The 18,706-nt window shown below is 68.5% G+C and carries 15 protein-coding genes; 8 read left to right on the top strand and 7 right to left on the bottom strand.

The features are described 5' to 3' along the window. Positions 1–13: 13 nt before the first annotated feature. From ACQPZQ_RS30290 to ACQPZQ_RS30265, 6 genes are all read left to right on the top strand, one after another. Positions 14–295 carry a non-oxidative hydroxyarylic acid decarboxylases subunit D gene (locus tag ACQPZQ_RS30290; RefSeq protein WP_433286390.1) on the top strand — a complete coding sequence of 94 codons (282 nt, stop codon included), beginning with the start codon at positions 14–16 and terminating at the stop codon, positions 293–295. 300 nt (positions 296–595) lie between these two features. Next, positions 596–2,113, top strand: coding sequence for a GMC family oxidoreductase (locus tag ACQPZQ_RS30285; RefSeq protein ID WP_433286388.1), 1,518 nt, complete (start codon positions 596–598; stop codon positions 2,111–2,113). Positions 2,114–2,249: 136 nt separating this feature from the next. Continuing rightward, positions 2,250–2,804, top strand: a complete 555-nt coding sequence (locus ACQPZQ_RS30280; RefSeq protein WP_433286386.1) for a GNAT family N-acetyltransferase — start codon at positions 2,250–2,252, stop codon at positions 2,802–2,804. A 692-nt stretch (positions 2,805–3,496) separates the two neighbouring features. Continuing rightward, positions 3,497–4,306, top strand: coding sequence for an IclR family transcriptional regulator (locus ACQPZQ_RS30275; RefSeq protein WP_433286384.1), 810 nt, complete (start codon positions 3,497–3,499; stop codon positions 4,304–4,306). Between the two features lie 133 nt (positions 4,307–4,439). Further along, the gene (locus ACQPZQ_RS30270) at positions 4,440–5,720 is read left to right on the top strand and encodes an MFS transporter (protein ID WP_433286382.1); all 1,281 of its coding nucleotides are present in this window, start codon (positions 4,440–4,442) and stop codon (positions 5,718–5,720) included. Between the two features lie 126 nt (positions 5,721–5,846). Continuing rightward, entirely contained in the window at positions 5,847–6,614 is a 768-nt protein-coding gene (locus tag ACQPZQ_RS30265) for a hypothetical protein (RefSeq protein ID WP_433286380.1), read from the top strand. 281 nt (positions 6,615–6,895) lie between these two features. Here ACQPZQ_RS30265 and ACQPZQ_RS30260 read toward each other — a convergent pair whose 3' ends face one another. From ACQPZQ_RS30260 to ACQPZQ_RS30250, 3 genes are all read right to left on the bottom strand, one after another. Next, entirely contained in the window at positions 6,896–7,453 is a 558-nt protein-coding gene (locus tag ACQPZQ_RS30260) for a TetR family transcriptional regulator (RefSeq protein WP_433286378.1), read from the bottom strand. Between the two features lie 1,505 nt (positions 7,454–8,958). Beyond that, entirely contained in the window at positions 8,959–9,624 is a 666-nt protein-coding gene (locus ACQPZQ_RS30255) for an O-methyltransferase (protein ID WP_433286376.1), read from the bottom strand. Between the two features lie 92 nt (positions 9,625–9,716). After that, positions 9,717–10,745 (bottom strand): LLM class flavin-dependent oxidoreductase, encoded by a 1,029-nt coding sequence (locus ACQPZQ_RS30250; RefSeq protein WP_433286374.1) that lies wholly within the window; start codon positions 10,743–10,745, stop codon positions 9,717–9,719. 112 nt (positions 10,746–10,857) lie between these two features. On the opposite strand from ACQPZQ_RS30250, the gene ACQPZQ_RS30245 reads away from it, so the two are divergent. Then, a complete protein-coding gene (locus ACQPZQ_RS30245; protein ID WP_433286372.1) occupies positions 10,858–11,697 on the top strand; it encodes an alpha/beta fold hydrolase in 840 nt (279 codons plus the stop codon). A 56-nt stretch (positions 11,698–11,753) separates the two neighbouring features. Here ACQPZQ_RS30245 and ligD (ACQPZQ_RS30240) read toward each other — a convergent pair whose 3' ends face one another. Both ligD (ACQPZQ_RS30240) and ligD (ACQPZQ_RS30235) read right to left on the bottom strand, forming a co-directional pair. Then, a complete protein-coding gene (ligD, locus tag ACQPZQ_RS30240; RefSeq protein WP_433286370.1) occupies positions 11,754–12,641 on the bottom strand; it encodes a non-homologous end-joining DNA ligase in 888 nt (295 codons plus the stop codon). Beyond that, a complete protein-coding gene (gene ligD / locus ACQPZQ_RS30235; protein ID WP_433286367.1) occupies positions 12,638–13,654 on the bottom strand; it encodes a non-homologous end-joining DNA ligase in 1,017 nt (338 codons plus the stop codon). Before ligD (ACQPZQ_RS30235) ends, ligD (ACQPZQ_RS30240) begins: the two co-directional genes overlap by 4 nt. A 523-nt stretch (positions 13,655–14,177) precedes the next feature. Here ligD (ACQPZQ_RS30235) and ACQPZQ_RS30230 point away from each other — a divergent pair. Next, a complete protein-coding gene (locus tag ACQPZQ_RS30230) occupies positions 14,178–14,669 on the top strand; it encodes an N-acetyltransferase family protein (RefSeq protein WP_433286365.1) in 492 nt (163 codons plus the stop codon). Between the two features lie 97 nt (positions 14,670–14,766). On the opposite strand, the gene ACQPZQ_RS30225 is transcribed toward ACQPZQ_RS30230, so the two are convergent. Further along, entirely contained in the window at positions 14,767–15,459 is a 693-nt protein-coding gene (locus ACQPZQ_RS30225) for an N-acyl homoserine lactonase family protein (protein WP_433286364.1), read from the bottom strand. 2,271 nt (positions 15,460–17,730) lie between these two features. Further along, positions 17,731–18,648, bottom strand: a complete 918-nt coding sequence (gene nrfD / locus ACQPZQ_RS30220) for an NrfD/PsrC family molybdoenzyme membrane anchor subunit (RefSeq protein ID WP_433299420.1) — start codon at positions 18,646–18,648, stop codon at positions 17,731–17,733. Between the last annotated feature and the right edge of the window lie 58 nt (positions 18,649–18,706).

Here is an 18,706-nt window from a genome sequence, read left to right as displayed (position 1 = left end):
AAAGGGCACGGAAATGACCATCGAGCCGATCTGTCCGCGCTGCGCCTGCAGCGCCGTCGAGCAGCAGTACACCTCACCCGTACCCGGCGTGTGGGACGTGTTGCAGTGCCGGCAATGCCTGTACATGTGGCGAACCACCGAGCCCGCTCGTCGCACCCGACGTGAGACCTACCCCGAGCAGTTCAGGATGACCGCCGAGGACATCAAGAACGCGCCCGAAGTCCCCTCGATCCCACCGTTACGGAGAGGGCACCGCGCCCATGCAGGAAACGAAGAAAGTGACCCCAACCGATGATGTCAACCCGCGCGACACCAGGAGAACGGAAACGATGACAGCCACGCTCAACCCGTCGTTCGACTTCCACGTCACCCGGCCGGGAACGAGCACTCTGGTAGCCAGACGGCAGCGGCAGGCAGCCGCAATCCGATAAGCGCCGGCCCCTTACGGCAATCACGGCCATCGGCCACGCCTGCCTGGCGCCTCGCATTTCGCGACCCACGGGCCCGTCGATCCGACCGGCCCGTGATCCACCACGCCCGCATCCGGCTCGCTGGTCACCGTCGTGCGGGCGAATCCATCGATCAGGAGTTTCTGATGAGCACGACCTTCGACTACGTCATCGTCGGCGCGGGTTCGGCGGGATGCGTTCTCGCCTCCCGTCTGTCCGAGCAACCCGACGTGAGCGTTCTCCTCCTCGAGAACGGGTCACGTGATGTCCGGCCCGAGGTCCATGATCCGACCGTTTGGCCGACCCTGATGGGTAGCGAGATCGACTACGGCTACCGCACGACGCCGCAACGCGAGTTGGGCGGGGTCCAGGTCGACTGGCCGCGCGGACGGGCGATCGGTGGCAGCAGCGCGATCAACGGAATGGTCTATCTGCGTGGGCATCGCAACGACTACGACCAGTGGGACAGGCAGGGCGCGACCGGTTGGGCGTTCGACGACGTGCTTCCTTATTTCCGGCGGATGGAGTCGGTACCCACGGGCGACCCGCGCTTCCGTGGCACGGACGGGCCCATGCGGCCGAGCCAGGCTCAGGATCCGAACCCACTCTCGGCGGTGTTTCTCGACGCAGCGGGCGCCGTCGGCCACCCGACAACTGCCGACTTCAACGCCGAGATCCAGGAGGGTGCGGGGTGGCAGGATCTCTCGATCACCGGCGGTCGGCGGCAGAGCGTCGCAGGCGCCTACCTGACACCCGCTGTCCTGGAACGACAGAACCTGACCGTGCTCACCGAGTCGCGCGCCGTGAAGCTGATTCTTCGCGGTTCCCGCTGCGAGGGCGTGCGGGTCCAGCAGGCAAACGCGGTAACCGACGTCCTCGCCGCCCGGGAGGTCATCGTCTCCTGCGGTGCGGTGGACTCCCCGCGCCTGCTGCTGCTGTCGGGGATCGGGCCTGCTGACGAACTGCGCGCCGTGGGGGTCGAGGTCGTGCACGATGCGCCCGGCGTCGGGCGCAACCTGCACGACCACCCGCTGACCAGCGTGGTCTACGAGGCGAAGCGGGTGATCCCGCCGGGCTCGGCCAACCTCTCCGAGGCTGCGCTGCTGTGGCGCAGCGACGAGTCGCTTTCCGGCCCGGACATGCAGATGCAGTTCGTTCACGTGCCCCTGCTGCAGGCCGGGATGCAGGCACCGCCGAACAGCTTCACGCTGGCTGTCGCGACGGTGCCCGACAGCCGCGGCACGATCCGGCTCCAGGACGGTGACCCTGACTCTCTGCCGCTGATCGACCCGCGGTACCTGGTCGAGGCCCGCGACCGCCGCCGTCTCGTTCGAGGGGTCGAGACGGCGCGTGCGATCGTCGCCGATGGCGCCTTCGATGACTGGCGTGGGGCCGAGGTGTATCCCGGTGCGGCTGTGGACGGTGCCGATGATCTCGAGGGATTCGTCCGGCGTGGTACGGGCACCTACTTCCATCCGGTGGGCACTTGTGTGATGGGGACGGGGGACGACGCGGTGGTCGCCCCGGACCTGCGCGTACGAGGCGTCGAGCACCTGCGGGTGGTCGACGCCTCGGTGATGCCTCGCGTTCCGTGCGTCAACACCAACGTCGCGACGATCATGATCGCGGAACGGGGTGCCGACCTGATCCGGGCGGGGATTTGAGCACTGCCCAAGACGCTCGCCGAGGTGGCGCCGCCGCCTCGGCGAGCAGGCTTACGCCACCCATTGCCGCGCTCGCTGATGCACTCACGGACGTGGCCGATCGACGTCGGGTGGGTGCAGGTCGATGATCTTCTGAATGGGCTCTGCACCGCACCAGGGCGGGGGCAACCCGCGCACCGTGCTGACCACTCCTCGGCTCATCCTGCGGGAGATGACCAACGCCGATCTCGACGACATGGCCGCGCTGCTCGGCGATCCCGAGGTGATGCGCTACTACCCCGCGCCGAAGAGCCGAGACGAAGCGCAGGCCTGGATCGATTGGAATCAGCGGCTCTACTGTCAGCGCGGATTCGGGCTGTGGGCGGTTATCGTCCGTGCCACGAGCGAGTTCGCCGGCGATTGCGGGCTCACACCTCAGCGGGTGGACGGCGCAGAGGAAATCGAGGTCGGCTACCACATCCGCGCCGGCCTGCAGGGCAACGGCTACGCCACAGAGGCGGCCACAGCCTGCCGCGACTTCGCCCGCGACGTCCTCGGCCTGCGCCGCCTCATTGCGATCATCGACCCGGCCAACATCCCCTCGCAGCACGTCGCCGTCAACCTCGGGCTCGAGGAGGAGAAGCGCACGACCGTCCATGGCGGCCGGCGCGTCATCTACACCGCGACCATCTGCCATCAGCGCCGAGCCTGAGCCCGACCCGGTCAGCCACTGTCCCGGCGATGGCGACCCGTACACGCCGCAGGAAGTCTACACTCGATGTCTACGGTTGGTGGCTAACAATGAGGCAGAGGTGGTGCAGGTCATGGCGTGCCGCTGTGCGCCCACCGGACTTCGCAGGCGGCCGCGCCCGACTCCCACGAACCGGTGCGCGTGCTCGGCCGACCGGGACATCTCTGGCGAGCCGTCTCTCGCGCGCCCGTATGGCGCAATCTTCGCAAATTCGGTGCATGAACCATTGCTGCGTCTGTGCACCGGTCCGGCTGAAGGCCCGGCGGTAACCGCCAAAGCCGGTTTGTCGGCGTTACCGCACAACTCATCATCCATCGAACCGGTCGTGCGCGGCGGCATTCGACCCGAACTGCGACGGCCGAACAGCTTCTCGTTCATCGAAATCGCTGTTGGCCTGAGTGCGTCGCGACTGTCATTCTCGGCAACGCCAGGACCGGCCACGCGCACGGTCCAGTTGATCTCGCGATCTCGTAAGGATCGGCTGGGGGTGCGAAGCCTGATTCGGGAGGTCGATCCGCCGGATCGCTCCATTTTCCGGCGCGTTCTGGCCCGTAGACTGCTACCCACAGAGGCGCGGGCGCTGCGGGAGGGATCCACGACTGCATCATCGGTCTCACGGGTTCGCTCACGCGATCTCGCGCGGAGCGGAAAGGATGGCGATGGCCCATAAATCAGCCGGGCGATCCGCGCTCGCGCGGGTTTTGTCTGTGCTCGAGACCTTCGACCAGGACAACGCTGCGCTCACTGTCAGCCGCATCTCGCAGCGTTCAGGGCTTCCGGTTCCGACCGTTTATCGTATTGTCGCCGAGTTGCTCGAGATGGGGTTGCTGGAGCGCGGCAGCGACCGCCGGCTCCATGTCGGCGTCCGACTTTGGGAGATCGCGTCCAGGGCGCCCCGTGCGCTCGGCCTGCGTGAGGCTGCGATGCCATTCATGGAGGACCTGCACGCAGCCACCCGCCAGCATGCGCAGCTCTACGTTCTCGAGGGCTGCGGCGCGCTCGTGATCGAGCGGTTGTCCACCCGAGGTGCGGTGACCAATGTTACCCAGATCGGCGACAGGCAACCGCTGCACGCGACGACGGGCGGACTGGTCCTGCTGGCGCACTCCAGTGTCAACATGCAGGATTCCTTTTTGTCGGCTCCGATGCGCGCTTACACGCCCAACACCCCGACCGATCCGGCCGAGCTGCGTCGAATACTCGCCAATATCCGCACCCGCGGCTACGTCGTCTGCGACGGATACATCACGCCAGACGCGCTGGGAGTCGGGACTCCGGTGTACTCGCCGGGCGGCGACGTGATCGCGGCCCTTTCTGTCGTTGTCCCCCGCGACGGTGCGCAGCCGATGACGCATGTAAGAGCGCTCCGGGTGTCCTCGCGAGGCATCACCGACGCCCTGGGGAGAGCATCACAAGTTCGCCCTCGGAATCTTCGCTTGTTTCCGTCGGGTACAGATGAGTAAAAACGGCTTCCGTCATATGGTCACCCGATCTCGATCATCTACCGAGGGGGTCGCCGGCGCCCCCCGGAGCGGAACGAGGATGTCACTGAGTCCATCACCACTGTGCCTGCCCGGTTTCGTCGACGAACGGCGTATGAGCCCCTTCCAGTACGTCGTGATCACTCTGTGTGGCCTCGTCATGCTGCTCGATGGGTTCGACACCCAGGCAATCAGCTACGCGGCGCCGCTGATCGCGCACGAGTGGAACCTGTCCGTTCAGCTCCTCGGCCCGATCTTCTCCTCGGCGCTCGTCGGGCTGATGGTCGGGTATCTCCTGCTTTCTCCGTTGTCCGATCGTCTCGGGCACAAGCGTGTGATCGTCGGCGCAACCGTGGGGTTCGCCGGGTGCACGCTCGGAGCGGCGTGGGCGGGTGACCTGACCGGGCTGATCGTGCTGCGGTTCTGCACAGGTCTGGCCCTGGGTGCGGCGTGCCCGAGCTGCGTGGCGCTGACCGGGGAGTTCAGCCCGAAACGGCTTCGCGCCACGCTCGTGCTGGTGATCTACTCCGGCTTCGTGGTCGGCATCGCTGTCGCCGGTGTGGCTTCCGGCTGGCTGCTGCCTGTCTATGGCTGGAGATCGATGTTCTGGGCGGGTGGGCTCACCCCACTCGTGCTGGTGGTGCTGCTGTTGCGGTTCCTGCCGGAGTCGCCGGTGTTCATGATCAAGCGGGGCGTCGACTCGAGGCGCATTTTGCTTGTCCTGCGCAGGATGGATCGCTCGTTGCCGGTCGGTGACACCCCGACATTCGCCGTGGACGCAGAGGGCGGCGGCAAACGAACCGCTCTGGCCAACGTTTTCGCGGAAAACCGAATGCTGGGTACGCTCCTGCTCTGGATACTCTTCGGCGTCAATATTGCTGAGTTCTACTCGTTGCAGAGCTGGCTTCCGACGATCATGACCGGATTGCACTTCGATAACGCGACGGTCGTTACGGTCACCACACTCATCGTCATCGGCGGCCTGGTGGCGACCGTCGTCACCGGACCGGCCATGGGCCGTGTCGGCCCGTACGCGACGGTCGCTGCGCAGCAGATCGGTGGCTTCCTGTTCGTGGCGCTCACCGGGCTCGCCCTCGGGGCGCCGTTGTGGGTCCTGTTCGCCGCCGCACTGCTCACCGGGGCCTGCATCGTCGGCGGGATGAACAGCTTGATCGCGCTGACGACCGTGTTCTATCCAGCGTCGATGCGCTCAACAGGGGTGGGCTGGGCACTGGGCGTAGGGAGGGTCGGCGGCATCCTCGGACCACTCGTGGTCGGCGCGGCGCTGACGGCGAAGTGGCCGGCGAGCACGGTGATCTGCGCGATGGGAGTTCCGATGATCGCGGCCGCACTAGCTGCTCTCTTGCTCGCACGACACTACGGGATGCGCCGTTGAACCGCGGCCACCTGCTCCGCCCGCTTCGACGACAACTGAGGCCAACCACGGCATCGACGCGGCACTGAACCGGATTCTCGTAGGACGCGTGACGATCATGTAGCCAGCGCCGAGATGGAGTCAGCGATGTCGCAACAGGTCGATCCGCACACGAAGCCCTACCCAATCCCGTACTCGACGCCCGCGAGCCCGGCGCAGTTTCCGGTTGCGACCGGCGCAGACGGTGGGCGGGTCCACTCGTCTCGCAAGCCTTGGCTCCGGGTCGGCTTGATCGCCGCCGTGGTGGTGGCGTTGGGCGCAGCAGCGATCGGCGGGGCGTACGCCGTGGCGCCCGACAAGGTCGCCGGCGTGTTCGGTGGCTCGACGGCGCAGCCGGCCGGGTCGCAGTCCGGGCAGCCGGATGCAGGGGTGGGAGCGGTCGGCGTCTCCAGCCCGGCAGTTCCGGACTCCGCCGCGCCGATCACCGTGGTGGCCCCGGACACGCTGGGGAACAGGCCGCGGATCGGCACCGACGACAGTGACGAAAGCGCCGACGATTCGGGGGTGCCGGGGGTGACGGCCACCGCACAGGGGATCTACGGCAACGCCGCGACCCAGGACATCGTCATCGTCACCGCGGTGGCCTCGACCAGCGGCACGCCACAGAGCCGGCTGAGCCAGTTCATCTCCGGCGTGAGCGAGGAACTCGGCGTCGACAGCTACATCGAGGCCGACCCCGGGCCGCTGGGCGGGCTCGCCCGTTGCGGCGACGGCACCCTCAACGGCGTGCCGGTCTCGGTCTGCGTCTGGTCCGACGCAGGAAGCACCGGTGCGCTCGTCCGTGTACTGCAGACTGCTCAGTCGTTCGCGCCGGACTTCCCGGCGTTGCGGGCGGAGGTCGAGCAGCGGGCGTGACGCGGCGACCGAGGACTCCGGCCGGCGACTTTCGCGCGGCGCGGTGCAGTGTGGACCGCAGATCGCAGACGGCGGCGGTTCCGCGGGTGAGGTGGATTTCCTGCTCGGCTGGTGGGGATCGGTGCCGGCCCGACCGAGGCGCGCGACGGCCGCCGGTCGTCGCGTTGATCACCTCCCGCTATCCGCGAGCCTGGCGGCTGGCCTACTCGGCCTGCGGGGCGCTCGCGGCCGGGCCGGCGAGGTCGTTGGAGAGCGGAGTCCGGCGAAGATCCGGCGTCGAATCAGCTAGCCCCGAGCAGACCGTCGAGGAGCGAGAGGATGTCGGCGGTCGTCGCCTGGGCTAGGTGCTCGAAGGTTCCGGCATGCCGACTGATGACAACACCGATGAACGCCGCGACCAGCAGCTCGGCCAAGAGATCAGGACGCTCTTCACCCTCACGAGCAAGCCGTTGGCGGAGTGGATCGATAAGGCGGTTCTCGAGTGCGGCAGCGGCAGCGGCCTGGGCCGCCGGGTCGTCGTAGGGGCGTACGGCAGCTTGAAGGATCGGACCGGGGCCGTGACGTCCGAAGCGGTCGAGAAGGCCTGCCAGTCGGCTGCGGTCACGAATATCGGCCGGTGCTTCGGAGCTGTCTTCCGCCTGGAGGACGGCGATGTAAAGCTGTGCCTTCCCACCGAAGTACCGCGCAATCATCGTCGGGTCGACCCCGGCGCGTTCACCGATGTCACGGGCAGTGCTCTGCTCGAACCCACGATCCGCGAAAAGCTCGGCCGCAGCGCGCAACAGTCGTTCGCGGCTGGCCGCTGCGTCGCGGCGACGGGGGAGCGGCTTGCTGGTCATCGGGCGTTCCTCAGCCAGTAGGAGCAGTGATCTGAGCTCGGAGAGTCGCCGACCGCAAGAACCGAGACCTGTGATTGCGGCGACCACCATCCCGACGGACACCAGGCTCGCGACCAAGCAGACGCCTGGAGCCCTCCCTGCCCGTGGGACTGCCGGTACGCGTCCATGCCCTAAGGCTACGACCGATGTCTACGCTTGATGTCTACGACAGCTGCCCGTACGAGGCGTTCGAGACTCGGCTGAGCGATGACCGTAGGTGGGGCCAGCAGCGGAGATGACGCCGTTCCCGGTGTCCGATCGACGATCATTCTCTTCAGTCCGGCTCATGATCGAGGGTTGGGAGCGGGCAGCGGCAGATGCGGTTCCCCGACCGGCGATCTTCCTGTCGGGCGCCGGCGTAGTCGCTCACTGGGAACCCGGTGTCGTTCGGTTGGACCGGCCCGGCAGTGGTGAGTGACGCGGTGCCGGGTGTCGGTTCGGCGATCTTCCGGGGAGGCGGTGGGGCCTGGCCCTGCCTGTCCCGCGTCTCATGATCGACAGTTGGGTGGCGTGCAGCGGCAGATAGTGCCGTTCCCGGGTCCGGAATGACGATCTTGCCCCGAAGGTGGCGGGCCCGCTCAAGGCCAGCGCCCTGTCCCGTCCGATGATCGTTCGTTCGAGCCCGGCAGCGGTGGGGCGGGCTTCCGGCGTCCGGTCGGCGCATATCCCGGATCGGGACGGGTGATGTGGCGCTGCCGGGTCCAGGGCGTCGGCCATGATCGACGATTGGGTGCCGGCAGCGGCAGATCCAGCCGTTTTCGGGTCCAGAATGGCGATCTTGCCCGGTTGTCGGCGTTGTCAATCGCATCCGGCGGTCGGTGCGGTTCGGTGATCGACGGTTGGGTGCGGGCAGCGGCAAATGCGGCCGTTCTCGGGTCCGGAGTGACGATCTTGCCCCGAAGGCGGCGGGCCCGCTCAAGGCCAGCGCCCTGTGCCGTCCGGTGATCGTTCGTTGGGGCCCGTCTGTGGTGAGATGGCGCGGTTCTGCGCCTCCGGTCGGTGGCTATACCGGATGGGGTCGGGCTCCTGTGGCGCTCGGGGTCCGGGCGCGGTCCATGATCGACGTTTGGGTACGGGCAGCGGCGGATGATGCCGTTCCCGGGTCCAGAATGACGATCTTGCCCCGGTAGCCGGTGTTGTCACCGGCCCGTCGGTCGTCCGGTTCGATCATGATCATCGGTTCGGGACCTGCAGCGGTAAATGACACGGTTCCCGGTACCGGTTCGGTGATCTTCCTCGGAGACGGCGGATGTGGAGACGGCGGACTCTGCCGGCCCCGAGGGCATGGTCGCTTGGTCGGCGCGGGCGGCGGAACCGCCGCGTAGCCCGGCCTCGCTGTGAGCCGGCGCCGGAGCAGCCCGGTTAACGGGACAACGTCGAGGTGCCTGCGCAGCTCGTCGAGGGTGCGGTCGGGACGGCGACCGCGATGCCGAAAGTACCTACGGACTCAACCGGATCGGCCATCTCTACTCGACCCGCGCGAGCAGAAAACCGTCGTAGCCCTTCGTCCCCACTGTCTGGATCACGGTTGCGCTCACCCGCTTCTCCCGGGCCACGGCCTCGGCAAGCCGGCGGCTTCCTACCGCGGTGGGCTCCGTGGTCTCGTTGTCGACCACGCGGCCGCCGCGGACCACGTTGTCCACGATGATCAGGCTTCCAGGCCGCGAGAGTCGCAGTGCGTGCTCGAAGTACTCCGTGCCGGAACTTTTGTCGGCATCGATGAATGTGAGGTCGAACGGGCCGTCCACAGTTCCGTCGAGAATGCTGAGCGTATGGTCGGCCGGGCCGACGCGTAGGTCGACGACGTCGGCGAGTCCGGCCATCGCGATGTTGGATGTGGCGACCTCGGCGCGGTGCGGGTCGATCTCACACGTGATGAGCCGACCGTCCGATGGGAGGGCGCGGGCGAGCCAGATGGTCGAGTAGCCGCCCAGAGTGCCGACTTCCAGGATCCGGCGGGCACCGATCGAACAGGCTAGTAAATGCAGTAGTTTGCCCTGTTGTGGGGAGACATCAATAGATGGAAGTGCGCCGGCCCTGTTTGCCTCGAGTGCGGCATCGAGCACCGGGTCGGGGTCGATCAGTAGTCTGTCGAGGTAGTCGTCAACGGATCTCCACAACTCTCCGGTCATGCTCCGGAATTTACGGTCGCCGCGGACGGTGTCGCCAGCTGATAATCATTGATTGAAATCCACGAAATAGTTCCAGTGCGCATTGATTTCAACTACTTCCGGGGTGACCAGCCCAGGGCCGGGCCCAACATGGTGGCCATGTCCGTGAGGATCTGGACGTAGTCCGCGTGATCGAAACCGAACGGCAGGGCGAAGACCACCTCGTTGACGTCGCGGAAGCCGGCGTGGGCGTAGAGCGTCTCGGCGACCTGCTCGGAAGTGCCCAGGATGTCCGGGGAGAAGAGCATGTTGGCCGGACCCTGCGGCCGGGCGGTGCGTGGGGTGCGGGCCTCGACGTAGGCCGCGTACTTCGCGCGCTGCTCGGGCGTGGCGGTGTCGGTGGGGATGACGACGAGCCCCTGGGAGACGCGGGCGTTCTCGCCGTCGGGGTGCTCGGCGCGGAAGGTCTGGATCTGGGCGTGCTGCAGGGTGGCGAAGTCGGTGGTGTCATCGGGTCCCGCGGCCTTGAGCACGCTGCTGGTGAGCAGCGACAGGCCCTGTTCGCCTGCCCACCTGGCGGAGCCGGGGCTGGCGGCGCCGTACCAGATGCGGTCGGCGAGACCCGGGGCGTGGGGCTGCACGTGGTCGGAGAACTCCTCGATGCCGACGGTGCCCTGGAAGTTGCTGGCAGGCTCGCCGCGGATCAGGCCGACCAGGCGCTTCACACGCTCGTAGGTGAAGTCCTCGACGTCGGCGGTGTCGGGGTAGAGCGCTTCGCGGACCTCGGCGAAACGCATGGGCGGCCCCACGGACACGCCGGGGTTGATCCGGCCGCCGGACAGGATGTCGACGGTGGCGAGGTCCTCGGCCAGCCGCAGCGGGTTCTCCCAGCCCAACGGGATGACGGCCGTGCCGAGCTCGATGCGGCTGGTGCGCTGGGTGGCCGCGGCCATGACGGCGACGGGGGAGGAGATGCCGTACTGCAGGTGCCGGTGGCGCAGCCAGGCCCCGTCGAACCCGAGCCGCTCCCCGAGTTCGATGACCTCGAGGGTGCTCTCGTGGCCTGCACGGGGGGACACGCCATCGAACGAGCCGATGGTGAGGAATCCGAGTTTCTGCAGCGGGACCGAGGGTGGCGGCACGTTCATGACCCTAATCCGGACGCCCATGCGCTCCGCGGCGCGGACAGCACGCGGACCCGTCGACGTACTGTTCCTCCGGACGAGGATCACGGACCGGGCGAGGGAGCCGAAGGTGCTGGTACGAACACGCGACGGGGCGGGCCTCTACGCCGAGGAGCGCGGGTCGGGCGATCCGCTGCTCCTGCTGGCCGGGCAGTCGTCGAGCCACCTCATGTGGGGGGCGGTGATCGACCGGCTCGCCGAGCGGCACCGGGTGCTCGTGTTCGACTACCGGGGAACGGGGCGCAGCGAGTCGCCGGAAGAGGGCTACTCGACACCGGGGTTCGCCGCGGACGCCGTGGCCGTTCTCGATGCCTTCGACGTGCCCAGGGCGCACGTGTACGGCTTCTCCATGGGTGGCCGGGTCGCACAGTGGGTCGCGATCGATCACCCCGATCGGGTGGGCGCGCTCGTGCTGGGCGCCACGACCCCTGGCGACAGGCATGGCGTGCCACGCCCGGACTGGGCGAACGCGCTGCTGGCCACGCCGGACGACAAGGCGGGCATGGACGCGATGATGTTCACCCCGGCATGGCTCGACGGCCGTGCCGAGCGGCCCGGCGTGTGCCAGGACTGGCGGGTGGGCACCCCGCCGCTCACGCAGGCCCGGCACTACGAGGCCAGCCAGGCACATGACGCCTGGGACCGGTTGCCTTCGATCACCGCGCCGACACTGATCATCCACGGGAGCGACGACCCGACCAACGTTCCGGAGAACGCGTTGCTGCTCGCCGAACGGATCCCGGGCTCGACGGTGCACATCATCGACGGCGCGCGGCACGGCTACTGGGAGGAGTTCTCCGACGAGGCCGAGCGGGTCGTGCTCGGGTTCCTCGACCGTCACGCGTTGCACCGCCGCTCCCAGGCCGTCGGCGCCGTGGATCGCGAGCGGGGTGACACAGGCGCCGGATGAGCCGGCGGGAACGGCTCACACCCGCTCGGCCGGCGCGGATCGCTGACCTGCCGGTCTCAGGCTCGCTCGTCGAGCCGTCTCCTGGCGTCCACCGCGGACCGGGCGTCGCCGTGGATCCGTGCCCACGGGTCGCCCTTCTGTGCGAGCCGGCGCCGGACGCTGCGCAGGTCGTATCCGCCGGGGGCGACCTTCCCGAGCTCCTTCATCTCGATGGGGGTCGCGACCGGGGCGCCGGGCCGGGCTCGTGGCGAGTACGGGCTGACGGCGGTCTGGCCGTAAGCGTTGCGGTTGGTGTCGAGGAAGATCCGGCCCCGCCGGGCCGCGATGCGCTGCTCCGTGGTGAGCTCGTCGGGCGCGTCGGCGGCGAGCCGCGCAGCCACGCCCCTGACCAGCTCACGCACGTCGTCGAAGCTCGCCGAGCGGTCGAGCGGCGAGACGACGTGGTATCCGCTGCCGCCGGTCGCCATGAGATAGGTCGAGAGGCCGAGGTCCTCCAGCAGTTCGGAGGTGGCACGCACCGTGCGGCGGAGCACCGCGAGATCCACGTCGTCCGGCGGGTCGATGTCCATCACCAAGAGGTCGGGTTCGTCGATCCGGTCGGCGCGCGAGAGCCAGCGGTGCAGCTCGAGGCAGGCCTGGTCGGCGAGGTACCGCAAGGTGTCGACGTCATCGACCATCAGGTGACGGACGCTTCCGCGCTCGTTGCCGGACGCGACCGTCGTGGTCTCCACGAAGTCGGGGAGGTGGTCCGGCGCCTGCTTCTGGTAGAAGCCCGACTTCCCGATCCCGTCCGGGAAGCGGTGCAGCACGAGCGGCCGCCCCGCGAGGTGGGGCAGCATCCACTCCGCGACATATTCGTAGTACTCGGCGAGATCGGCCTTGGTGTAGCCCGAGTCGGGGTAGAGCACCTTGTCCGGCCGGGAGATCCCCTGCTGGGTCGTCATCGGGGAGGCTCCTCACGCACCACGTCCGCGGCCGCCTTGTCGTCACGGAGCCCGAGGTAGCGGGGATGGCGCAGCCTCCCGTCGCGCGTCCACTCGGTGAACCCGATCTGCGCCACCAGCTCGGGTCTCAGCCAGTGCGTCCCGCGCTCGCGTACCTGGTCCGCGAAGGGCGATGCCGACGTCCCCATCTCGTCGAACTGCGCCCGCAAGCTCACCAGCACATGATGGTCGAAACCCGTGCCGACCTTGCCCGCGTAGCGAAGCGCGCCGTCACCGTCGTGGTAGCCGACCAGCAGGGCCCCGAACCCGATACGGGAGCCGGCCGGGTCCGTGTACCCGCCCACCACGAACTCCTGCCCGCGCACGCACTTGAACTTGAGCCAGTCACCGGAACGCGCCCCGGGCCGGTAGGGGGAGTCCGCGCGCTTGGCGATCAGTCCCTCCCAACCCCGCTCGCACGCCTGCCGCAGGTACTCCTCGCCGTCCGTGTTGCGATGGGTGCTGAACCGGAGCGGGTCGGTGAAATCAAGCGACGCCTGGAGCACCTGCTTGCGCGAGCGCAGCGGAAGCGCCGTCACGTCGTACCCGCCGACCCCCAGCACGTCGAAGAGGTAGAGGATCACGGCCACCCCGGTGGCCCGCGCCCGGTCGGGGTCGGTGATGCCGAGCCGTGCCTGCAGCCGCGAGAAGCTGGTCTCGTCGCCGTCGAACGCCACCACCTCGCCGTCGGCCACGAACTTCTCCGGCGCCGACGCGTCCAGTGCCTCCGCCACCTCCGGATACGTGCCTTCCAACGGGTGACGGGTGCGGGAGTACAGCTTGGTGCCCCGGCCGTCACGCACGACGAGCATCCGCTCGCCGTCGAGCTTGCGCTCGTAGAGCCACTCGGGGTCGGAGAAGTGGTCGTGGGTGAGGAGGGCGAGCATGGGCTCCACGAAGTCCGGCTCGCGGCGAGGCAGGCCGGCGCGCTCGTCGTCGCCGAGGACGTCCAGCGGATCCGGATTCCGGGCCATTCCCCGACGTACCCCAGAACCCGCCGGGGCGAACGTGCGACCCGATTGCCACACGAGCGTGTTGCTTCCGTGTACATCCTCGGGCCATGTCTTGCGGTGGCCTTGCGGATCACGATGTCGAGCCGACGCTCTGCCCACGACGTGCGTCGGCAGACACCGATCTCGTACAGCTGGACTTGTGAGTACGCCGCGAAAGCGATCGTGGCGGGGTTGGTCAGGAACGGCCTGTGGTCCGCGATGTCCGAGTGCCTGAGGGTACGGACGGCCGCACCGAGGACGGCGTCGTCGTGATCCGCGAGACGCTCGGCGATGTACGCTGCGGCGGGCTGATTGCGTCGCCGGGATCGCCGCAATACACAATGTGGACAGCGTGGCCGAGATCGCCACGAGTAACTGATTGACTCGGGTCGGACTTTCTCATGAGCAAGATTCCGATATAGCGCGCTTCTGGTGAATGATCAGTGCATTCGTGAGGTCGTGGATGTGGTTCGCGATCACCCAGCGTGCGGCAGGATGTGAGGACATGGATCTCGAGTTCCGACTTGGCGAGCCACACGACCTGTCGGCCCTCGCGGAGATGGAGGCGGCCGAGGACACCGCCCGCTATCTGACGGTCACCGGCATCGCGTGGCACGAGAAGGCGTTCGACGATCCCGATCAGGAGCACACTGTCGCCGAAGTCGATGGCGTTCCCGTCGGCTATGCCCTGCTCGCGGGGCTTGCGGGCCCGGAAGAGCCGGATCGCGCCATCGAGATCCGACGGATGGTGCTGCGTCCCGAGTGGCGCGGCGGCGGGCGCGGGCGAGCCGTCTTGCAGGCGGCGGTCACCCGGGCCGACAGGGTGCACAAGGCCGGCCGAGTCTGGTTGCGCGTGAAGCCGCAGAACGTCCGCGGGCGAAAGCTGTTCCTCTCCGAAGGCTTCGTGGAAGACCACGTGGAGAAGAATGTTTTCCGTGAGCCGGACGGTTCGTACCCGGACCTCATCATCATGACGCAGACGTTCGGCACCGCTTGACCGCTGCGGTCCAGCTGGTGGGGACAGGAGCCGGGCTGCTCCCGTCGAAGACCGAGCCGCGGGTCAGGAGGAATGCGTCGTTGTCGCCCTGGCGGTTCTACCGGTAGCTCTGCGGGGAACGGTGGAACTGCTTTGCCTGCACGGGATCGTGGCCGAACAGCAGCGTGGCGCTCTGCTCCTGGGCGATGCGCTGGAGCTTGGCGGCCGACTCGGCGGCAGCCTCGGGATCCGCCTGTCCGCCCCACGACGCGTGATCGAGGTTGTCCTGGGTGTAGACGGCGTCGCCGCAGACGACCATGTTGCCGGTCTCCGGCAGCCGGACCATGACCGACTCGTGCGCCGGGGCGTGGCCGGGAGTCAGCAGGACCTCGATGCCGGGGAACAGCTCCATCTCGCCGTCGAGCAGCTCGTACTTCAACTTCGGCAGGTTCCAGTACTGGTTGGGGAACCTGCCGTTGTCCTTGGCGAAGTCGTAGTGCTCGCGCTGGACGAAGAAGGTGGCCCGCTGGAACAGGTCGTTGTTGCCGGCGTGGTCGAAATGCAGGTGCGTGTTGATGACGTAGTCGATGTCGGTGGGCCGGACGTCGAGCTCGGCGAGCCGGACCTCGAGGTTGTCCTCCAGCTGCATCTCCGGCACCAGGACGTCGACCATCTCGGTGCCCCGCCAGGTCGCCAGCGGGTCGGTGATGTGGAGGCGGCTCATGCCCGTGTCGATCAGCAGGTTCTTGCCGTCGTCGAGCTTGATCAGGTACGAGGGAACCGGCAGCTTGACGAGGTTGCCATCGCTCACCCCAGGCGCGACCACCTCGTAAGGGCAGTTACAGGTGCCCAAGGGGATGATGTACATCTCCACGCGAGTTCACTCCTCCAAGCCTGCTGACTGAACGGACCACGACGCTTCGGACGTGTCACCGCGTCGGTGGGGCGCCGCCCATGATCCCTGTCCGGTCGCTCTGGCGCTGTATGACTTCCTGACAATAGGCCGACACGTCGGTGCCCTCGGCCTTCTCCGCCGCCCGGGCGTGCTTGGTGCACATCGGCCAGCCATGGTGGTTTCGTGGGCCGCTGGTCCGATCTCCACCGCCCGGACGACTCCGCTGCTCGGGCACCAACGGGCCAGGTGCCGGATGGTGGGAACCGGTCATGTCCTGGCTGATCTCGACGAGGATCCCCTCGGCCCGGCCCGTACCGGTGATGATCATTGTTTGGGGCCGCACACTCGTGCCCAGCGCGGTTCCTGGTCCCGAACTGCCGATCATCGACGCGCATGGGCCTGCCTCCCAGCGACGCAGGGCCAACCCGCCCAGCCCGCCAAGGAAGATCATCGTTTTGGGCCGCATGGCCGCGTCCAGCGCGGTTGCCGGTCCCGATCTGCCGATCATGGAGGGCGCGGGGCCGTGGCCCGGCGGGCACCGGCTCGTCGCCACCCGTGATCGTCACCTAGTGCTGCGCGGCCGTGTGCCGCCCGACTGCCGGCTCCGACTTGATCATGGACAGCTATCGGTCCGGCCGCCCAGTAGACGGGGCGGACCCGCTCGCCGCGGTGATCATCGTTTGGGTCCGCGCAGCCGTGTCCAGCACGGTTATCGACCCCGGTTTGCTGATCATGGTCGGCAAGGAGGTCGTTTCTCGGCGACCGTCGGCACGGCGCGGGGCGATGATCGTCTTTTGGGGCCGCGCAGCAGTGTGTTGCCCGGTTGTCGGTCCCGAACTGGTGATCATGGTCGGGCAGCGGGCGGGCCGCCCATCAAGGCGGGGGTCGACCCGCTCGCCCGCGCGCCGATCGGCGTTGGGTCGGGTAGGCGTATGCGCGTGTTGTTGGTCCCTAGCGGCTGATCATGGATGGCTACCCGGGCCGGCCGCTGTCGCGGCTGGGCCGACTCGTCCGCGCCGAGGATGATCATTGTTTGGGTCCGCGCGGCCGTGTCCAGCACGGTTATCGACCCCGGTTTGCTGATCATGGTCGCCAAGGCGGCCGCTTCTCGGCGAGCGCCGGCGCGCCGCGGGGCGATGATCGTCTTTTGGGGCCGCGCAGCAGTGTGTTGCCCGGTTGTCGGTCCCGAACTGGTGATCATGGTCGAGTAGCGGGCGGGCCGCCCATCAAGGCGGGGGGCGACCCGCTCGCCCGGGTGCTGATCGGTGTTGGGCCGGGTAGGCGTATGCGCGTGTTGTTGGTCCCTAGCGGCTGATCATGGATGGCTACCCGGGCCGGCCGCTGTCGCGGCTGGGCCGACTCGTCCGCGCCGAGGATGATCATTGTTTGGGTCCGCGCAGCCGTGTCCAGCACGGTTATCGACCCCGGTTTGCTGATCATGGTCGGCAAGGCGGCCGCTTCTCGGCGAGCGCCGGCGCGCGCGGGGCGATGATCGTCTTTTGGGGCCGCGCAGCAGTGTGTTGTCCGGTTGTCGGTCCCGAACTGGTGATCATGGGCAGCTTGGGGATCGCCTCTCGGCGAGCATCGGCTCGCCGTCACCGGTGATCGTCGTCTGGGGCTGCGGAGCCGTGTCTCGTCCGGTTGCCGGGGCCGAACTGTTGATCTTGATCGCGTGTCGGGTACCGGGCCGGCTGCCAGCAGGGAGCCGGCCGGCCCGTTGACCCCGAGCAAGATCGTCGTTTGGGGCCGCACGCCCGTGTCTGGCGCGGTTCCCGGTCCCAAGTTGCTGATCATGGGCGGCACGGGGGCCGTCGCCGGCGGGGTGCTGGCCAGCCGCGAGTGGTGATCGTCGTTTGGGGCCGCGGAGCCGTGTGTTGTCCGGTTGTCGGTCCCGAACTGGTGATCATGGTCGAGCATCGGGCAGGGCTGCCCGGCAACGCAGGGGTCGGCCCGCTCGCCCCGGCTGTGATCACCATTTGGGGCCGCATACCCGGGTGCAGTGCGGTTCCCGGTCCCAAATCGACGATCATGGGCGTGGAATCCGGCGGGGCAGTTGCTCCCACCCGTCCGGCGAAGATCGCCGTTTCGGTCCCCACAGCCGCGTCTGGCACAGGTTGGCGGTCTCGAGCCGCTGATCATGGCCCGCGGGCCGGCCCCCGTTGACCGATGCCGAGCCCGGCAGCTCGCTCAGCCGGGCGCCGGGTCGGCGTCCTGAGCGTCGGCCAGCCGCTGTCGCTGTGGGGCAACCGTGTACTCGGGGTCCCGTGCGGATGCCATACCGGCTTCGAAGATCCCGTAGCGGGTGGCGGCCGACCCGGCGTTGAGCAGCGCTGCGGACACCAGCGATACGAGTCGGGGACGGCGCACGCGACCAGCGAGCAGGGTGCCGGCGGCGCCGGCGAGTGTGGCGGCGCGGGCAGACCTCAGCACCGTGCCTGCACGGCCTGTGCGGTAGGCGCGGGCCGTCGGCCCGAGTCGTCGTTCCAGTGCGGCCGTCGCGCCCAGTTCGATGACTGCGCCGGCCACGGCGATCCCGCGGGCCGGACCGGCCTCGCCCCCGGCCAGCATCCCGACGGCGCCCCCGCTGGCCAGGGCGCTTCCGGCGAAGACGAACGGCAGCTCCCGGTGGCCCTCGTGCCACGCGGGTACGGCGGTGTCGGCGAGCAGAACGGCCGTGTAGGTGGTGAGGGCAGGGCCGAGGGCGCCGGCACCGGCGCCGGCGAGGCGGGCGAGCCCGGGGGCGACGCCGGTGAGCTCGGATGCGGCGGTGGCGCCTGCCAGCGTCCCGAACGGCGCCAGGATCCACGAACCGACCGAGAGCGGCGAGGTCGGTTTGAACACCCGCAGCATGTTCAGGAAGCGGGTGGGCCTGCCGAGGTCGTGCACCAGCGCGCCGACGCTGGCCATCGCCCCGAACCCCGCAGCCAGCCGCCCGACGCGGCGCAGGAGCGGGCGTCCACTGGCGTCGGCGAGGGCGGCCATCGCGGCCGACACGCCCGCCACACCGCCGAGGTAGAGGTAGATCGGGACGTCGGGCACCTTCCAGACCGGGGGCTTGATGATCGCCCGGTCGTAGTAGGTGCGGAACTCGGCCTCGGGCACCATCAGCTGCTCGCCGCGGGGCCGGCCAGGGCGGCTCCGAGGTGCCTCGGCTGTGGGCCGG

The organism is Pseudonocardia sp. CA-142604 (assembly GCF_050948475.1).
In the GTDB taxonomy this organism is placed as follows: domain Bacteria; phylum Actinomycetota; class Actinomycetes; order Mycobacteriales; family Pseudonocardiaceae; genus Pseudonocardia; species Pseudonocardia alaniniphila.
The sequence above is the reverse complement of the archived record's forward strand: the minus strand, read 5'-3'. Positions and strand labels throughout refer to the sequence as shown.

What these genes read in the sequence shown, in the direction of transcription:
- ACQPZQ_RS30290 (WP_433286390.1), top strand. Translation starts at nt 14, where the DNA reads ATGACCATCGAGCCGATCTGTCCGCGCTGCGCCTGCAGCGCCGTCGAG.
- ACQPZQ_RS30285 (WP_433286388.1), top strand. Translation starts at nt 596, where the DNA reads ATGAGCACGACCTTCGACTACGTCATCGTCGGCGCGGGTTCGGCGGGA.
- ACQPZQ_RS30280 (WP_433286386.1), top strand. Translation starts at nt 2,250, where the DNA reads ATGGGCTCTGCACCGCACCAGGGCGGGGGCAACCCGCGCACCGTGCTG.
- ACQPZQ_RS30275 (WP_433286384.1), top strand. Translation starts at nt 3,497, where the DNA reads ATGGCGATGGCCCATAAATCAGCCGGGCGATCCGCGCTCGCGCGGGTT.
- ACQPZQ_RS30270 (WP_433286382.1), top strand. Translation starts at nt 4,440, where the DNA reads ATGAGCCCCTTCCAGTACGTCGTGATCACTCTGTGTGGCCTCGTCATG.
- ACQPZQ_RS30265 (WP_433286380.1), top strand. Translation starts at nt 5,847, where the DNA reads ATGTCGCAACAGGTCGATCCGCACACGAAGCCCTACCCAATCCCGTAC.
- ACQPZQ_RS30260 (WP_433286378.1), bottom strand. Translation starts at nt 7,453, where the DNA reads ATGACCAGCAAGCCGCTCCCCCGTCGCCGCGACGCAGCGGCCAGCCGC.
- ACQPZQ_RS30255 (WP_433286376.1), bottom strand. Translation starts at nt 9,624, where the DNA reads ATGACCGGAGAGTTGTGGAGATCCGTTGACGACTACCTCGACAGACTA.
- ligD (WP_433286370.1), bottom strand. Translation starts at nt 12,641, where the DNA reads ATGACGACCCAGCAGGGGATCTCCCGGCCGGACAAGGTGCTCTACCCC.
- ligD (WP_433286367.1), bottom strand. Translation starts at nt 13,654, where the DNA reads ATGGCCCGGAATCCGGATCCGCTGGACGTCCTCGGCGACGACGAGCGC.
- ACQPZQ_RS30230 (WP_433286365.1), top strand. Translation starts at nt 14,178, where the DNA reads ATGGATCTCGAGTTCCGACTTGGCGAGCCACACGACCTGTCGGCCCTC.
- nrfD (WP_433299420.1), bottom strand. Translation starts at nt 18,648, where the DNA reads ATGGTGCCCGAGGCCGAGTTCCGCACCTACTACGACCGGGCGATCATC.